The sequence below is a fragment of the Cohnella sp. WQ 127256 genome (assembly GCF_024519285.1).
In the GTDB taxonomy this organism is placed as follows: domain Bacteria; phylum Bacillota; class Bacilli; order Paenibacillales; family Paenibacillaceae; genus Cohnella.
The window spans coordinates 426,806-445,741 of the sequence record NZ_JAMZCY010000001.1 but is presented as its reverse complement, the minus strand read 5'-3'; the positions used below and the strand labels follow the sequence as shown (position 1 = coordinate 445,741).

The 18,936-nt window shown below is 47.9% G+C and carries 10 protein-coding genes; 2 read left to right on the top strand and 8 right to left on the bottom strand.

The window, feature by feature from the left end:
• Positions 1-70: 70 nt before the first annotated feature.
• The 5 genes from M1K58_RS01785 to M1K58_RS01765 all read right to left on the bottom strand — a co-directional run bounded on the left by M1K58_RS01785 (position 71) and on the right by M1K58_RS01765 (position 11,285).
• Positions 71-2,461 (bottom strand): glycoside hydrolase family 95 protein, encoded by a 2,391-nt coding sequence (locus M1K58_RS01785; protein ID WP_256756954.1) that lies wholly within the window; start codon positions 2,459-2,461, stop codon positions 71-73.
• Positions 2,462-2,469: 8 nt separating this feature from the next.
• On the bottom strand, positions 2,470-4,515 hold the full coding sequence (locus M1K58_RS01780; RefSeq protein WP_256758196.1) for a beta-galactosidase: 2,046 nt from the start codon (positions 4,513-4,515) through the stop codon (positions 2,470-2,472).
• A gap of 142 nt (positions 4,516-4,657) precedes the next feature.
• Entirely contained in the window at positions 4,658-5,452 is a 795-nt protein-coding gene (locus M1K58_RS01775; protein ID WP_256756953.1) for a response regulator transcription factor, read from the bottom strand.
• Positions 5,445-7,250: a sensor histidine kinase gene (locus M1K58_RS01770; RefSeq protein ID WP_256756952.1), complete on the bottom strand. Its 1,806-nt coding sequence runs from the start codon at positions 7,248-7,250 to the stop codon at positions 5,445-5,447. Before M1K58_RS01770 ends, M1K58_RS01775 begins: the two co-directional genes overlap by 8 nt.
• A gap of 156 nt (positions 7,251-7,406) precedes the next feature.
• Positions 7,407-11,285 (bottom strand): hypothetical protein, encoded by a 3,879-nt coding sequence (locus M1K58_RS01765; RefSeq protein WP_256756951.1) that lies wholly within the window; start codon positions 11,283-11,285, stop codon positions 7,407-7,409.
• 167 nt (positions 11,286-11,452) lie between these two features.
• Between M1K58_RS01765 and M1K58_RS01760 the strand changes: the two genes are divergently transcribed.
• Both M1K58_RS01760 and M1K58_RS01755 read left to right on the top strand, forming a co-directional pair.
• The gene (locus M1K58_RS01760; protein ID WP_256756950.1) at positions 11,453-14,152 is read left to right on the top strand and encodes a family 78 glycoside hydrolase catalytic domain; all 2,700 of its coding nucleotides are present in this window, start codon (positions 11,453-11,455) and stop codon (positions 14,150-14,152) included.
• A 12-nt stretch (positions 14,153-14,164) separates the two neighbouring features.
• On the top strand, positions 14,165-15,244 hold the full coding sequence (locus M1K58_RS01755; protein ID WP_256756949.1) for a Gfo/Idh/MocA family protein: 1,080 nt from the start codon (positions 14,165-14,167) through the stop codon (positions 15,242-15,244).
• Here M1K58_RS01755 and M1K58_RS01750 read toward each other — a convergent pair.
• The 3 genes from M1K58_RS01750 to M1K58_RS01740 form a co-directional block, all read right to left on the bottom strand.
• Complete coding sequence (locus tag M1K58_RS01750; RefSeq protein WP_256756948.1) at positions 15,234-16,235, bottom strand: glycoside hydrolase family protein; 1,002 nt, start codon at positions 16,233-16,235, stop codon at positions 15,234-15,236. The genes M1K58_RS01755 and M1K58_RS01750 overlap by 11 nt on opposite strands.
• A gap of 108 nt (positions 16,236-16,343) precedes the next feature.
• Complete coding sequence (locus M1K58_RS01745) at positions 16,344-17,924, bottom strand: type 2 periplasmic-binding domain-containing protein (RefSeq protein WP_256756947.1); 1,581 nt, start codon at positions 17,922-17,924, stop codon at positions 16,344-16,346.
• Between the two features lie 111 nt (positions 17,925-18,035).
• Positions 18,036-18,917: a carbohydrate ABC transporter permease gene (locus M1K58_RS01740; protein WP_256756946.1), complete on the bottom strand. Its 882-nt coding sequence runs from the start codon at positions 18,915-18,917 to the stop codon at positions 18,036-18,038.
• Positions 18,918-18,936: the final 19 nt, after the last annotated feature.

The window sequence follows — 18,936 nt, the reverse complement described above, 5'->3', positions numbered from 1 at the left end:
AAGCATATCCCCTTCGCCTGATGTGGCAAAGGGGACGATTCTGACTTCCAATATTGAATATTCTGCCTATCTAATCTGAAATCGGTACAACCCGATACGATTTCCCCGCTTCAGTCATGAACTCGACAACACCATCAGCCACAATCTTACTGTCGACGCCATCAATTGTGACAGACTCGGATAATCGCAACTTACAGTTCCCGTTCAAGGAAGCCTTAATAACTGCATGATGCAATTTCCCCTGCTTCCATTCCATGCTTAGTTCATATCCACCGCGGGCGCGAAGTCCTCTCACGCTGCCGCTGCTCCAAGCTGAAGGCAATGCGGGCAGCAAATGTAATTCGCTAGCATGGCTTTGTACAAGTAGCTCAGCAATACCCGCTGTAGCCGCGAAGTTCGCCTCTATCGAGAACGGATAAAACGTAATTTTGGGATGTCGATGCGCGTTAAAGAGGTTCGGAAACGGATTACCGAGCAGCTTTCTTAAATAGCCGTAAGCGTTGTCCGGATCTTCCAGCCGTGCGTAAATGTTAATATTCCAAGCAAAGCACCAGCCGATCGTATCCGTGCCCTCGTACACTCGACGGCGATCTAATGTCGTTCGCACGGCTTGCGTCAGCTCTGGCGTTCCCCGAGGTGTAATTTGGTTACCCGGATGCAGTCCATACAGATGAGCCGTATGCCGGTGACCCGGCTCTGCTTCTTCAAAATCCTGGAACCACTCCTGAAGCTGGCCATGCTGGCCAATCTGGAATGGCAATAAGCGATCGTATGCCTGGCTCAACGTATCCCCGAAGCCATCGGTTTCGTTCAATATCCGATAGCTTTGAATGCAATTGGTGAACAGCTCGCGCATAAGCGCAATATCCATCGTTGAGCTCATCCCGACCGCAACATGCGATCCGTCCGGCGCGATGAACGTATTTTCCGGCGATGTCGATGGAGACGATACGAGATTCCCGTTCTCATCCTCAACCAGATAATCAAGGCAGAACATTGCCGCTTCTTTCATGATTGGGTAGGCGACTTCCCGTAGGAAATCGACATCTCCACTGAAAGCATAATGCTCCCATAGATGCTGGCACATCCAAGGCCCAGTCATCGGCCAGTAAGCCCAAGTCGCCGGTCCTTTCGATGGTCCTCCCTGCGGTGTGGCCGTGCGCCATAGATCGACGCCATGATGTGCGGTCCAGCCTCTAGCGCCGTAATAGACATCTGCCATTTTACCGCCTGTCGTCCGCAGATCATTCAGCATATCGAATAATGGAAAATGGAACTCTGCGAGGTTACAGCTTTCGGCTGGCCAGTAGTTCATTTCCGTATTGATATTGGTCGTATAATTACATGACCAAGGCGGCTTCGTCATGTTGTTCCATATGCCCTGAAGATTAGTCGCCTGTGTTCCGGGCCGCGAGCTGCTGATCATCAAATAACGACCGAATTGGAAAAATAGCGCAGCGAGCTGTGCGTCTTCCCCACCGTCGCGCACAGCAATAATACGCTCATCGGTTGGTAGCTCGGTTCGGCTGTCCCCGCCTAAATCCAGCTCCACCCGATCGAAGTAAGGTTGGAAATCTGCGATGTGTCGCTCCCTTAATTGTGCATAGCTATACCGAGAGGCCTCAACTAACGAGCCTTCGCACAGCTCAGCCGGATTTCTCCCCTCAGTTACGGGATCCTTATCATAGCCATTGAAGCTGGTCGCGGCACTAAGCAGTAAAGTGACGGCATTTGCGGATTTGACGAGCAAACGCGCGCCATGCGTCTCGACATGCCCGCCTTCCGCTATAGCTTGAAGCTGAACTTGAAAGCGCACCCCTTTGTTCTCCTCGAAGAATACCGTTTCTTCGGCAGGGCTACCCATTGGATCCATACGGCTAGGCGCTGCACCAGCCATGAAAATGCGATCCACACCAATTTTTCCTGTCGAATAGTTCAACGGACTGCGCAACGAAGCATGCAGGTTTATTTTGTTGGGCTGATCCGCAGTAATCCGAATAACCATGACTTGATCGACGGCTGAAATGAAAGCTTCACGTACATAAGTCGTGTCTCCATACGTAAACTCCGTGCGGCTAATTGCGCTGTTTAGATCTAGCTCACGGCGATAGGACAGTACGTTGGAGCCATGTTCCATTTCCAGCTCTAGGTCTCCCATCGCCTGATAAGCTTCCGACCAGGGTCCGAGCATATGGTTCTCGATTACCGTCTGAGCTTCACGATATTGCCCAGCAAAAATCAGCTTACGAGATTCATCCAGATGCTTAATTGCTTCCAGATTGTCGGCTTCCCTTGGCGAGCCGGTCCACAGGGTATCCTCGTTTAATGAAATGCGTTCTCTCTTAATGCCGCCATGCACCATGGCTCCCATTCTGCCGTTCCCAAGCGGAAGTGCTTCCACCCACTCCTCAGCTGGATTTTGATACCAGAGCAGCATCGGATTGTTGTTATTTATGCTCATGGTTACGTTCACTCTCCTATTTGCAGCAGTAGAACACCTTTGGGATCAAGCTTAACTTCTCCGCTCAACTCACCACCGCGCAACAAATCCTTATGCGCTAGTGGCCCAATGTTCACAAGCTTCGCATCATCATTATGGTTTAACACGAACATGTAACGGTGCCCATCCTTTTCCCTGAACGTCGCTTCAACATTCGCAGGGGTATCCAGCAAGGGGGTAATCCCTTTATTCGCACACAGATGCAGTACAAGCTTATCCAGGAAACTCGGCTCCGGGCTAGAGGCGACATACCAGGCTTCGCCGCTGCCGAAGGAATGACGGGTTAGCGCTGGCATCCCTTGATAAAATTCACGACCGAACTCCGCGAGCACCTCGGCACCTTCGGAATGCAGCACATCACACAAAATGCTACATTCATACGACCCAGCAAGCTCTCCAGCTGATCTGTTCATTCGCATCAGGTTGCGCTGCGAAGGTAGGAGCGCATCAATCTCTTCAACCCATATTCCTAACAGATTACGCAGCTTACCTGGGTACCCGCCAAGTGGGATTTTGTCGTTCTCGTCTACGATTCCGCTAAAGGACGTAGTTAAAAATGTCCCCCCGGCGGAGACGAACTGCTCCAGCTTCTTAGCATAGCCTTCCTTCACCATATACAGCACAGGCGCTACTAGGACGTCATATCCACTGAGGTCCGATTCCGTACTGACGAAATCGACCGCGATATTACGACCATGGAACGCATCGTAGTATTTTTGAACCTCCTGCAAATACTTTAGCTGATCGGTTAGCCCGCTCGAATACTCGATCGCCCACCAATTGTCCCAATCGAAGACGATGGCCGCCTTTGCAGGCGTTCGTGCACCCACAATTCGATCGCCTAACTGGCCAAGCTCCTGTCCAACTAAAGCACATTCCTGAAATACGCGAGTATTCTCATGACCGGCGTGATCTATCATAGCGCCATGGAATTTCTCGAACGCTCCCGCACAGCGTCTCATTTGAAAATACATAATGCTGTCCGCACCCCGAGAAATCGACTGATAGCTCCATAGTCTGGACACACCAGGTCTTTTGAGCGGATTTTGCGGCTTCCAGTTCAGCTGGCTCGGACAAGACTCCATTAGCATGAACGGTGCTCCGCCCTTAAGCCCTCTCATCAGATCATGCCGCATCGACGTATAGCTGGGCGGCGCATCATCTGGCGGATAGCTATCGAGCGCGATCACATCGAGCTCCTTGGCCCATTTGAAATAATCCAGTGGCTTATACGTTCCGTTGCCCTGGAAGTTCGTTGTCACAACTGCATTCGGGATAACGCTCTTGATCGCATCCCGTTCAAGCTTATAGCTCTCCAGAATGCTATCTGAATTAAATCGAGCATAATCCAAGGAAATTCCTTGAAAAGCCGTCGCATCCTGATTGCTTGAGCTCAGATGCTCACTCAGCACGTTCGGCAGGACAATCTCGTTCCAATCATAGAAGGTGTGTCCCCAAAAGCGAGTGTACCAGGCCTCATTCAGAGCATCCAAGCTGCCATACTTACGCTGCAGCCATTTCCGAAATTCCTTCTCACAATTATCGCAATAACAGCGCGAACCATACTCGTTGTTCACATGCCATAACAGCAAGGCTGGATGGTCTTTATATCTTTCAGCAAGCCGATAAGCGATTTGCTGGGAGTAGGTTTTGAATGTCGGACTATTGGCGCACGAATTGTGACGTCGGCCATACTTTCTCTTTCGACCTTCAAAATCGACCATCAGAACGTCGGGATATTGGGTCGCCATCCATGCCGGATGAGCTGCTGTCCCTGTTCCCATGCAAGCGTATACACCATTGTCATGAAGCATGTCCATCACTTGATCAAGCCAGCCGAATTCATACGTATTCTCGTCAGGCTGGTTCAACGCCCAAGAGAACACGTTTATCGTCGCAATATCAACCCCTGCAAGCTTGAAAAGCCGCATATCCTCTTGCCATATTTCCTCAGGCCATTGCTCTGGATTGTAATCCCCACCGTGAAGTATTTTCGGGATAGGCTTATTAAACATTGGCATCACATCCTTATTCCCCTATTTTCACATGAATAACGGCTATACAAAATAGAACATATCTCAGGTTCGAATGTTCTTTTTGAAGCATTCGGTCTTCGATATGTTCTATGGATAGTCCAACATTGTTTCTATCCTTTCATCAGCACCTTATTTGAAGCTTGAATTGTTCCCGATATTCTCCGGGAGTCGCGCCGCTGTATTTTTTGAACACATTAAAGAAATGTCTCACACTTTCATAGCCCACACGCTCTGATATTTGATGAAAAGACAGCTCGATATCCTTGACCATCATTTCTTTGGCTTTCTTGATCCGATAAAGATGCAAATAATGAATGAAGGTAAGCCCCGTTTCCTTACGGAATAAAGCGCTGATGTAATTCGGATGCAAGAACACATGGTCGGCAATCTGATCCAAGGAAAGATCCTTCGTATAGTGCAGATCGATATACTGAATAATTTTTTTCACGTTCTTGGAGAGCCGACTTACCTCTAATTCGTCAATCGTCGGATCGGATACCGTATGGCTTAGTACATTCGAATATTCCTTAGGAGTCGATGAGTTCATCAGCTCAAGCGATACATTCGCCAAGATGTCGTACAGCTCCGTTTTGTCGATCGGCTTCATCAAATAGTCGATCACCCGGCGTTTGATCGCTTGTCTCATATACTTCACATCATCATAGCCGGACAAAATAATAAAACGCTTGCAAAGACCTCTTTCCTGAACTTGGCGGATGAGCTCGAGCCCATCCATCTCTGGCATCTGGATATCCGTAATCATCAAGTCCGGTCTAAATTTTTCCAGCTTTTCTAGCGCATCAAAACCATCGGAAGCCTTGATCACTTCCGAACAAGGCGTATTTCCCTTCTCGATAATATTCATCAGACCGTTAATCATGAATGGTTCATCATCGACAATCATTAGATTAAGCATTTGGAGTTCCCCTTTCTCTTAGAAGCTTCACAACATAAAGCGTGCCTTCTCCAACCTTGCTGTAAATATCCAGCCCCGAGCTTTCTCCGAAATAGACCTTAATCCGCTCACTCACATTGTATAATCCCAAACCAGAGTCTTCGGTTTGGAGTTCACTTCGATCCAATCGATTGTCTAGCACACCTCGTATGATAGCAAGACGTTCCTCCGTAATGCCCGCTCCGTTATCGGCAATGGTGATCTGAATGAACGGGTCGGCTTCCGTTATCTTCACCTTGATCTCACCTTGGCCTCGGATCTTGGATATTCCGTGATAGATACTATTTTCAACTAGTGGCTGAAGAATAAAGCGCGGACAAAATAATCCAGAGATCTCTGCATCCACATGAATTTCATAGCTTAGACGATCTAGCATCCGCAGCTTGTACATTTCCAAGTAATTGCGAATATTCTTAAGTTCATCTACAAGCGGCGTTTCATTTTCCCCCGAGGATAACGTATACCGCAGTAATTTGCCGAACGTATGAGTTGCATCGACGACTTCTTGATCGTCGTTTATTTCAGCTAGCATGCGAATCGATTCCAAGGTATTGTACAGAAAATGAGGCTTGATTTGGGCTTGCATGACCAAATAATCGGCTTCCTTCTTCATCAATTCCGCTTTCTGAACCTTATTCAGCAGCTCATCGATCCGATGAATCATTGAGTTGTAGGAATGGGTCAGGAATCCGATCTCATCGCTCGCTGTCTCGCCTTCATATACACTCAGATTGTTCTCATCCACCCGTCGCATATGCTTCGCCAGCTTCAATATTCGTTTGGTCAGCAAAGAAGCGATCAAATAATAAAGAACGGAAAGCACGATGAGCATTACAAAGAGGATACTTCCGGTTACCCACGTTGCTTTACGAAAATCCAAAAACACCTCGTCCAACGGACTGAAAAAATAAAAGGTGAGCTGCAGATCATTTCGCACGAGTACGTTAACGAGCAGATTGCCATCTTTCCAATAGCCATTCTTACCTTTGAACGCAGCCATAGCCGCTTGCTCTCGTTCATCATTGAAGCTATCGCTTTTGTCCCGATATACGACCTTCTGATCGTGAACAATCATGACTTCCGTTCCCTTAGATGCCTTCACCGTATTCATAAAATTGGATAAAATCGTATCATCCACAACCACTTCCATAACAGCCAGCTGTCTCGCATAGCTGTTGTTGTAGAGCCTTTGGTAATAGGCAATATAAGGAATGCCTGCTGCTCCGCTCTCCTCTTGTTTTTGCCACAATCCCTGGCTGACCTTGAGCTCCTTCAACTGTTCCAGAATCTTAGGATTAGATAGTGTATTCAAATTATCCACTTCTCCGGCTACAGCTAATACCGATGGGTTGGATTTGAACAAGCGGATGGATTTGATCGCCTCATTGCCTAAATAAGCAAATGAAAATGCCGGGCGAACGTCTTTCAAATAATTATAAACCTGATCGACCTCTGCCAAATAATTGCCATTCAAGTATTCAAGTACTTGCTGATTGTATTGGAACAACGAATGGACCGATTTCACCTGCTCAAGACTCACATCGAAGCTTCCTGCTGCTTGTCTAACCAACTCTTGCTTTCCTCGCGAGTATTCTTCCATCATTTCATCATAGATTTGATTAAAAAAATAAAATCCGAAGGTAATGAACGGGACAACAACGAGGAGAATGTAACCTAAAGCCATTTTTCTAACAATACGAACACTGCTGAATTTATCCCACAATTGACGGAAGAACGTGAATAGCTCCCTGCTTTTCATAACCTAATCACTACTTTTCCAAATATTAGACGTTCCACCTTTTGTTAAGCGCTTTCATTAGACAATAAAAAAAAGTAACAGTACAAGCATTGTACCGTTACTTCAGTAAAATCGAAAGTGAATATTTATAAGATGTCGATGTTCATTTCAAAGAATTTAGCTATTCGATGACTGCACTTTAATACGTACAGGACCGTATAATCCGCCTGAAGCGAAATCGTCCTGAGCGGTCGGACTCATCGAAGATAGCGCCCAATACGACACTTTCGGATCCGTGCTGCCTCCTACATTACTGGTCGGTCGTCCCACCTCATAATGCGTCCCTAGGGTATTCGTCACGCGGATGCGAAGCGCATATTTGCCTGCTGGAAGATCATCCCCCAGTCTGAACCGATACGGTCGCCAAGCCCTAACTCCAAGAGATTGACCATTCAACCAGCATTCTGCCGTTCCACGCACATGACCCAGTTCAAGATCAGCCTGCCCTGTGCCGGACAATTCGATCGTCGTTTCGTATTCTACCGCGCCGCTGTAATGCGGCATATTGAGTGCTGACCGCCAATCTCCAACACATCCCAATGTCGGAACGGTCTCATAACGAATCGGTCCCTTCAACACATCCGTATCAGAGCTTATGCCGAACGGTTCGACTCGCACTGCAGCTTGGACATGGGCTGGCTGTGGTGTAAAATCTGCTATGCCATTACGAACGGTGATCTCCTGCCCATCGATCCATAATCTACTCTTACCTGAACATTGCAGCTTCATTCGGTTAGCCCCAATCGGCAAGGTGTATCGCAGCCAAATCGCTTTACCCGCTTCGGAAGGATCTCGCTGAAAGCTAAGTGGTGTGGGATCCGGTATGGCGTACGGCATCAACCACCCCACGCCAGATAGTGGATGATCTCGGTCAGTGATCCACAGCGATTCCGTCTCAGCGAATTGCAAGACCGCTTCATGCAATAGGAATGGTGCGTTATCCTGTTCGTCCTGCCAATGCTCTCCCGTGCAGAAGGAGATCGCATCTCCGTCCGTACGTTCAATGATCCCATCTGCGAATACCTCTCCCACACCTTCGGGTAGCACGAATTTTATTTCGTTCTCTCCGCTACGCCATAGTGCAGTCAGATCCAGCTCCTCCTGCCCTTGACGAATATAGGGGTTGAAGTCTCCATGCTCAATAACCTGCTCCCCGTTCACGAACAAAATGGCTCTGCCTTTGGCTGCGAATACCATTCGAACCTTTTGAACCGGTCCATCGCTGGATGGAATTGTTAGCTTCAGAGAGGAGCTCCTATTCGGATTCTGCGCATAAATCCACTTCGGCAATGCAGGGCGAGCTACCGTATTAACTTCAACAGCTGCTCGGATGACCCCCTTAACAATCGCCTTCGCGCGAAGGATGAGTGCATTTGCTCCGCTGTCTAGCTCCAGCCATGCGGTTTGTTCTTCAGGTCCGCCAGTCCACTCAATCGCTTTGCCATTCAACGAACCCTCTAACCTTGCATTGCTCTCTGCTCGGATCCAATAACGCCCAGTGGTTGGTGCGATGACATGCGTGGCCGCGCATACCGTTTCCCCCGCTTCCAAGTATCCGAGGTTGAGAAATCTTCGCGGGACTCTGCCCATCCGCCCAGCCCAAGTTCTGAATTTCATATCCCCCATGATTTGCGAGTAGGTAACAGGCCAACAATGCTCGGGATCGTGCTGCTCACCCTTAGAGGCTGTCCAGTAATCCGCTTCACTCCACAGACGCTGCTTCCACTCGGAATCATCATATGCACTTAAGTGCCAGCCAATTTGCAATCCAGTCTGACCCCCAGACTCTCTTTGAACCTTAACAAGCCGCGTCTCAATCGGTACATACTCACAGTACTCACCATGAAGGTCAAAATCTCCATATCGATTATCAAGGGTCGACACCGCTTGAATCCGCCATGCATCGCTCGGAATCTCGATCTCTTCACCGGACCCCTGTTCACCCCGAACATGTGCCGGCATTGGGCCTTGCTGGAAGTCGAGTCCCGGTGCTTGCTCCATGGCTGATGTCGTCAAGGACGATGACTGAGGACATACAACTAATGCAGCGGGCCAACTGTCGAAGGGGACATCAACCTTTACCCATTCCCCATCTCGTTTATACACGGCATCTAATACCTCTCCGCTAACAGGATCCCAAATCTGAGGCGCTCCAGCCGTGCGTAAGCGATATGTGCCTTGTCGCTGCACCGTCGTGCGTTCATTCGCAGGCTCGTGCATTCTTAGCAATGTACCTTCTTCAGGCAATAATAGGAACACATCCGCATCATTTGTCCGGCGGTGCAAGCTCATGCCCGATCCTTCTATCCTTACAGGTACGCTTGCGGTAATCATGGCAACCGCTTCTTCGGCAGAAGCCGCATAGATCGCTCCTTCAAGCGGAGGCTGCTCGTCAAGGACATCGACTACAATCACTTGTCCTCCTTGCTTAATCCACCCTTCTACCCGCAATCGCGCGGCTTCGTCCATTTCTGTTGTTCCACAGAGCAGGAGTACAGAGAACCGCTCATTCGCAATGGCTAGCTTGCCCTCCTCAACGAACGACTTCTCTAACGCCGAATCATCCACGATATCATAATCTCGGAACACTTCTCTCAGTGCTCCAAGATTGCGCTGCTCCTTCCGTCCCCAGCGCCCCGTTATGCTTACATACGTATTGTGAATGTGCTGTAGCGAGGGATGAGGCATCTGGTTGGCAACGACCATCGGATGCTCCAGATCGCCGCCATCTGCTAAGGACATGTATCCGCATACTGCATTTGCTGGATAATGTACTGCGATATCTGCCACATGAGAACCTTCGCTTAATAACGAACACACTCGGCTGATCGTATCCGCGAAGATTGAATAATGCTCATAATAGGGCTGACGCCAACCCGTATCTGGGGGTGCCCACTCCCACCAGCCTCCTCTCGTGCTGTAATACACGGAATGAGGACTATATAAGGTGACTCCTGCTTGCAGCCACGGAATGAGCCAATGTAAGGTTTCTTCGAGAGTTCCGCCCCACCCACTCGTATGGAACGCTTCCAGAAATACTCGCTTGCCGCCATGAAGGTGCACCATCGAAGAATGCGGCTTAATTTCTCCATCCATGTCGCTACCCGCTGCATTATACCAGCGATGCGTACGGAAATAATCCAAATACAATCGCTGTGCGCCATGCACATCAGCCCTGCGTGCAGGACCCGCTTGATCGCAGCAGATTAACATGTCGTACTTCTCATGCCATTGTGCTAGTGGAATGAACAAAGACTGCTCAGCCAGTTCAGCCGCTAGCTTGTACACCCGTCTGCGCACAATTGCTGAGTTGGGCAGATCATCGAATAAAGCGGGCAGATCAGGATATATATCCTCACCGTATTGAAGCTTATATTTTGCGGGTAATTCCGTCGTCCATAACGGTAGCGGTGGCAATTCATCCTGGAAGCTCCCGCCGAGCGTCTTACCCAGATCGTTCGGAAATCTCCGCTCGAATTCACCATGAACGAGCTTGAGCAATGACGACGTCGCCACAGGGTCAAGCCAATTGAAGCCTTGTCTTACGGCAACGTAGCGGTAATCTTCACGCTCAAGGAGCAACGTCGCGCCTTCCGACAACGGTTCACTTACCGGCAAGCGGCGCAAGCCATAGCCGGCATACTCAGGGTTCTCGGTTACGAGTCTTGACGGGATATTGGATCCGGAAAATCCGATTTGATCATAGAAATACAGGCGCATACCGAGCCGTTCCGCTTCGCGTAATGCGATCTCGAACATCGTCCACCAGCGTTCTGAATAGTGAACGGGATTGTCGCTTACGCTTCCATACTGAGGACCCGTAGGAGCGATATTAATGATGCCAATATTCCGGAGGCCTCCGCTACGGAACTTCTGCAATTGCCAACGTACTCGCTCAGCCGTAACCTCTTCCGCGCTCCACCACCAGAACGGTAACGGACCGAAATTCGGATCGGCTTGACTAAAGCGCTTTCTTACTTCCATTATCGTTGTCACAAAGGATCGCCTCCCATCTTTCGTTCAAGTATAGTTCGTTCCGTAGGATGAACATAGCGATCATTTTTAACAAAAAGCCTTAATTTTCGGAATCTAAATCCGGACTGCAACATGCTAAGCTTAGGATGGATAATCATGTGCGCTCCACTTGAAAGGATGTTGAACCTATGTACGTCAGAAACCTGTATGTGAATGCTCAAATCCATCCATTAGGCCTTGACAGCCATCAGCCAACATTAAGTTGGAGTCTCGCCAGCGATGGAGAACGAATAGAAAATCAAAGCGCCTATCGCGTTCTCGTCTCCACGAACGAACATGCGACAGAGCAAGAGCAATGGGACGTATGGGATAGCGGAATCGTCCACAGTCGGCGTCAATTCGGCATTGAATACGAGGGAATCCCGCTACTATCCCGTAAACGATATTATTGGAAGGTTCAAATTTGGGATAATCATAATCGTATGACGGAAAGCCAAACAAGCTGGTGGGAAATGGGCTTACTCCACGCGCACGACTGGTCTGCCAAATGGATCGAGCATGAAACGGCCGCAGACGGAATGGACAACGACTTGTCTATGCCGGTCTTTAGGCATGAATTCAGCACGAAAAAATCTATCCATCGTTCTCGAGCCTACATTTGCGGATTGGGCCAATATGAGCTTCGTATTAATGGCTGCAAGGTCGAAGATCATGTCCTTGAGCCAGGCTGGACCCACTATGACCATACCTGCCTTTACAAGGCATATGACATTACGAAGCTCTTAACCTCGGATCAACACGCTGTCGGTGTCATGCTAGGCAACGGCTTCTATCATGTGACAAGTGGAGGTCGCTACGCGAAGTACGAGAAGTCCTTCGGACGCCCTCTATGTATTGTACAAATCGAAATCGAATATACCGATGGTACGACCGAGACGGTCGGCAGCAATGCCGAGTGGGTTTCATCGAAAGGTCCGATTACCTTCTCAACCGTATACGGAGGAGAAGATTACGATGCGCAGCTGTGGCAGCCCGGATGGGATCAGCCCGCTTTCTCTGGATCGGTTTCCTGGCAGAAGGCTAAGGAAGCGTCTGCGCCACTCGGTCAACTCAAGTGGGACAAGTCACCACCGTTAAAGGTTATGCAAACCTTTCAACCGCTCAAGATTACGCGGATAGAGCCGCACAAATACGTATACGATCTTGGACAAAACTTCTCCGGATGGATCAGGATTACGGTCCAAGGACGATCGAATTCACGTGTAAAAATCACACCCGCAGAGCTTCTGAATGACGATGGTACCGTAAACCAGAAATGGACGGGCTCTCCGAATGAGTGGCATTATACTTTGTGCGGGGAAGGCATCGAAAGCTGGCAGCCCCGTTTCTCTTATTCTGGATTTCGTTACGTTCAGATTGAAGGTGCTGTTCCAGCAATCGAGGTAGAGGCGAATAGCGGCATAGCTAGCGAGCTTCCTATTCTATTGCAGCTGGAAGGTCAGATGATCTACCCAGACATCGAAGTGAGTGGCCAATTCGAATGCTCAGATTTGCTGCTGAATCGCACGCACGAGATTATTAATTGGGCCATCCTCAGCAATATGAAGAGCGTCTTCACCGACTGTCCTCATCGAGAGAAGTTTGGCTGGCTGGAACAGGTGCATCTCATGGGGCCCTCGATGATCTATAATTACTCCATTGAAGCCCTGCTCACAAAAGTCATGGACGACATACGAGATGCCCAGCTTCCGAACGGGATGGTTCCAACAACCGCTCCGGAATTCGTTATTTTCGAGAAGCCATGGGACGTATTCCGGCATTCTGTTCCCTGGGGTGCAACTTATATCTTGAATGCTTGGATTCTGTATACCCAATACGGAAATCGGAAAGTCATGAACGAGCACTATCCAGATATGAAAAGATACATCGACTTCTTGGTCAGTCATTCGGAAGAGCTTATCATACAGGACGGGCTAGGGGACTGGTATGACGTTGGCGAACTAGGTCCAGGCTTTACCCAGAACACGCCGATTGCGCTTCCCGAAACCGCCATGTTCTATCATATTGTTGATGTCCTTAGGCAGATTGCAGCTTTGCTTGGTCATAGCGACGATGCATTGCAGTACACTTCTCTCTGCTCGCAAATTAAAGCTGCATACGAAGCAGCCTTCTTCGATCCAATCACAAAGAAATATGGACCCGGAAGTCAGGCAGCACAAGCGATGTCGCTTGCGCTTGGTTTAGTCGATGAAAAATACGAGTCGGATGTACTGAGCCATCTGGTTAATGATATTAAGGCACGCGGCTATCATACGTCATCTGGAGATGTAGCCTATCGCTTTGTTCTGCTCGCGTTGTCACAGCACAATTGCAATGATTTGATCTTAAAAATGTCGAGACAAACGGAACACCCAAGCTATGGCTATCAGATTCAAAATGGCGCAACCTCCTTAACGGAAGCCTGGGACGGACCGACTGTCGGCAAGTCGCAAAACCACTTTATGCTAGGTCATCTGGAAGAATGGTTCTATCGAGACTTGGCGGGCATCCATTATTCGCATGACCCTGTTACAGAAGCTATACATTATGTGATTAAGCCTCATATCGTAGATAGTCTAACTTACGTCAAAGCAAAAATTCGTACGGACTTTGGAGAAATGAGCATCGAATGGCAGCGTAGCGGTGACGGAAGCCTAACGCTCGACCTGACTATACCTGTGAACAGCACTGCGACTGTCCATATTCCAATCTCTAATACGCAGACAATAACCGAAAATGGAAGTCCGATCGAGGCTGCTGTCGGAATCTCACTTGAGCGCAATGAGACGGGTTGGATGGTTCTGCACTTAAGCTCTGGTCAATACAGCTTTAACGTTGTCGTAGACTAGGAGGGCTATGCCTTGACTCAAACTCAAATTCGTATTGCTGTTGTCGGTTTAAACTTCGGTTCAAGCTTCGTTGAAATCTATCATAAGCATCCGAATGTCGAATATGTCGGCATATGCGATACGGATACGCATAAGATTGAGCAGGTTTCCCAAGAACACGGCATAACCCGAACACATTCCAGCATTCAAGAGGTATTGGATAGTCCTGATTACGATGCTGTTCACCTATGCACGCCGATTCCTACGCATGCACAGCTCACCTTAGATGTCTTGAATGCCGGTAAGCACTGCGCCTGCACAGTGCCCATGGGAACGACACTAGAGGAGCTTCGGCAAATCGTATATACGGCCGAAACCCGTCAAAAAAACGATATGATGATGGAAACAGCCGTCTATACTTCATTCTATTTGATGGTCAAAGAATGGATTGCTCGTGGGGAATTTGGGAATATCCAATTTTTGCGAGGCTATCACTATCAGGATATGGAAAACTGGCCCTCTTACTGGAGAGGGCTTCCGCCTATGCATTATGCAACGCATGCGATTGCTCCGTTACTTGCGATAAGTAACACGCGTGCTGCTAAGGTACATTGTTTCGGATCTGGCTATATGCGTGAAGAGCTCGTTAGCCAGTATGGAAATCCGTTTCCTATTGAATGTGCAATCTTCGAGCTGGACCAACCAGGCTTGTGCGCGGAGGTGACAAGGAGCTTATTCCATACTGCCAAGCAAGCCATAGAAAGCTTCAGCGTCTATGGGGAGAAGGCCTCCTTTGATTGGCCGATTGATGGACCCGTGCTCTTCAGATTAGATGAACAAGCGCAGAGCATTTTCGGAAGCAACGCTTATATCCGTGAGAAGGTGGAACCTATGAATTTCGGGCATCTGCTTCCCTTAGAAATTGCGCATTTAACACGTGGGGGACATCATGGCTCGCATCCCCATCTCATTCATGAGTTTGTAAGAAGCATCGTGGAGCATCGCAGCCCTTCGATCGACGCCAAAACCGCAGCCAATTGGACGGCTGCGGGAATATGTGCGCATCAATCTGCTATGAATGGTGGACAGGCAGTCATTATTCCTACTTTCTGAAAACATCCTGTGAAGCCGCTACGGTAATCGTCCTAAATTCGTTGCCCATGTTAATCGTCCGATCCCCCTCCTGCGTTTTCCTGCAAGAGCAATAGAAATGATAGAGTACGCCGTTGTGCGAGATTACAGAGGGCTTGTGTGCGAATACAGCATCGATATCCCCTGCCTCGCCTACCTCAATAATGGGCTCAGGATACTTGCTCCAGTCCAGTAAATTATCGGACAGTGCAAGGCCCTCCTGGGCCTTCTTGAAATTAAACCCGAAATAATACATGACCCATTGGGAGCCGTGTCTGAGGACGCAGGGATCGCTTGCGAAGCCGCTGTCCCAGCCTTCAGGAGTTACAGGAAGCACCGGATTGTGCTCATATCTCGTCCACTCTCGCAAATTATTGGAGAAGGCTACACCCGTTTGCTCCACCCACGGAACGTCAGTTGTCTTTGCATTATAGTACAAATAGAAAGTCCCCTCATGCTCTACGAGACATTCCTTGTATAAGCCTCCCCGCTCCCATTCCGCGCCTTCCTCAGGTACAAGGATCGGCTCCGGCAAACGGTGCCAATTCAGCAAATCTTCATCTTCTGTCCAAGCCAATCCGATCTTTGCCGGTCCTTCCTCATACCCTTGATGAGGATAGGAATGATAGACGAGCCAATACTTGTTATCCCATTTCTTGAGAATCGGCGGTGCATCCAGCTCATTCTCTCTCAGGATCCAAGTTCCTGCAACATTTTGGGAGTCCCACGCACCATCCTCTTTTCTCTGCAAAATAATGCTAAGATGCTCCCAGCTGAGGAGGTCATCGCTAACTGCCAGTGCCGTCTGATAGCCAATGCCGTCATAACCGACATACATCATATAGAAGCGACTGCGGTGCTCGAATACGAAAGGACAATCAACAGAATTCCGGTCGAAGCTTCCCGGCTTACCTGAACCAACCAACACTGGTTTACCATACTTGTAGGGAGTTACATAGGGTTGAATATCCATCTTTTGATGCTCCTTTTCTCATGATTCATCCCACAAACGAACAAAGGAGGGGGTAGAGCAGGAATCATCCCTGCCCACCACCTCCCGTTTATTAAGTGAGCTATCTCTTTAGAAATTTTTCTGATATTCTTTGTACTTCGTCGTAGCCCAAGCTTCCAGCTTACTTAGCCCCATGCTTTCCATTTGCGCAATCATTTTTTCATATGCCTTTTTAGCCTCTTCCTCAGATTTGGCCATATAGATTTTCAATTCTTCCGTTGCTACCATATTTTTGATTTGGCTCTCGATGACCTGCTCATCCGTGTCCGGATTCGTTGCGACAAGACCAAGTGCCGGGTTAAACTTCAGGGTATCTCTTAGAGCGAGTCCCCACGGCGTTTGCAATGCTTTCTCATCGTAGCGTTGAAGCGCTTCCGTAACTCCGCTGCTTCCAAGCAGCCCCCAATAAACATAACCGAATTCCTTTTGTACTTCAGCGTTATTCATATCGTATTTCATGACAGGGAATTGTCCTTCTTCGTTCCAAGTCCAATCTTCGCCTTCAATCCCCCACACGCCTAAACGCTGTCCCTCTTCGCTCATCATAAACTGCATGAATTTGATGGAAGCTTCTACGTTTTTATTGTTTTTCGTAATGTACATGCCTGACCAGCCTGATCCACCCATTGGCGTGCCCGCTTTGTCACTTAATACTTTAGGCAATGACATAAAGGAGAAATCCTTCTTCAACGTTAACAATTGAGCATTTAAGGTATCAGCCATCGCCCCACCGTGCACGAATACTTGTCCGTTTAGCGATAATTGATCGTCCTGCTGAGCATCCTTGAAGGTGAAATTCTCGGCAGTCATTAATTTTTCACGATAGAGACGGTTCATGTACAAGTAGTAATCCACGTAGTTAGGATCCTTCAAATAATGAACGGCATTCCCGTTCAGATCAATAAAGCCTGTATTTCTTTTCAAGCCGAAGTTAATGCGGAAAAACTGACCAATTTGATCTTTATCGAAAATAATCGGCATCATTTTCGGATACTTCTGCTTTACGGACATTAGGATTTGATACAGATCTTCCAGTGTGTCTAGTTTAGGATTACCAAGCTCATCCAAGATATCTTGTCTAATCGCTAGTCCTGAACCTCCTGGTAGCGCTTTCGGATTATCCTTCCATTCTTGCTCTGTAGAATATCCATTCTTGACCGTATAATAATTTCCGTCAGGCATTGTGTTGACGCCAATCCGACTCTGATCAATTTTGAAATCGGGAGCATATTGCGGAATAATCTCATTCCAAGCATACGAAATATCAGGATTTGCTAATCGAGTCAGATCAGATGCGGTGTAAACCAGATCTGGCAATTCATTTGAAGCAATGAGAAGCGGAAGCTGTTTATCATCGACAGCGAGCTGAATATTCAGCTTTACACCCGTTCTTTTCGTAATTTCTTCTGGGATTTTGCCTTTCCACTCTTTGAACGGCCACCATGGATGATTCACTAGCAGTGTAAGCTCAACCACTTCCTTCGGCTCTTCACTTGCTGATTGGCTTGCCGATTCACTTGGAGAAGCACTCGAACCGGAGCTGGCTGTAGGAGAAGCCTCATTTTTCTTCTCGTTGCCACCGCATGCCGAAATCAACATGACGATTACAAGAGATAAGATCATTAATACTTTCTTTTTATTACCCACCATTTTCATTTCCTCCCTTTTCTTATCGCAGATTATTTATGTGAAACCAGTTGGAGCGCACCACGTATCTGATCCGGGTTGCACTCCATCCTGTTCAACACCAGATTGGAATGCCTACCCTTTAACGGAACCTAGCATAATTCCTTTAACGAAATACTTTTGCAGGAACGGGTACACACATAAGATCGGAAGCACTGCGATAACCATTGCCGTAATCTGAATCGAGAAGGTCGTTACCCCTGTAACAGCTGCTGCACGTTCTGCGCTTTCCGCATCCAACGGAGACATCCCCTGGTTAATGATTTCCATCATTCGATAGGTTAACGTACGCAGGCCATCGTTGTTGACGAAGTAAGCCGAGTCGAGCCAGGAATTCCATTGCCCTACCCCTACGAACAGTCCCATTGCAGCTAGCAACGGCTTAGACAAGGGTAGAATGAGCTTATAGTAAATTTTAAGATCGGAAGCGCCATCTATTCTCGCTGACTCTTCCATCTCGGCAGGAATCTCTTTAAAGAAAGAAACGGCAACAATTAGGAAAAAGATATTAATCGCGCCTGGTATAACGTACACCCAGAAAGTATTGAGTAATCCTAACCCTCGAAGGACGACATAATAAGGGATAAGACCCCCTGCAGTATACATCCCAACGATGAAGAAACTATAGTACAATTTCTGGAATTTAAGATTTTTATATGCTAATCCGTAAGCTGCCAAGCAAGTAAACCAAATCGTAATGAAGGCACCGACCAATGTTCGCGCTATCGATACGAAGAACGATTGCATCCATTTCGGATCGCTCAAAAATTCGCTGTAGTTGTTGAATGTAAAGTCTCTAGGCCAAAAATAGATGCCACCTAATGTTGAATCCAGTCCATTATTGAATGAAATAACGACCATATAGTAGAAAGGATAAGTAGTTACAATGGCTATCAAGCTTAAGATTAGAATATTGAAAAAATCAAATATGCGGTCTTCATTTGTTCTCCGATGCATCGTTCTCACCTCACTGTCT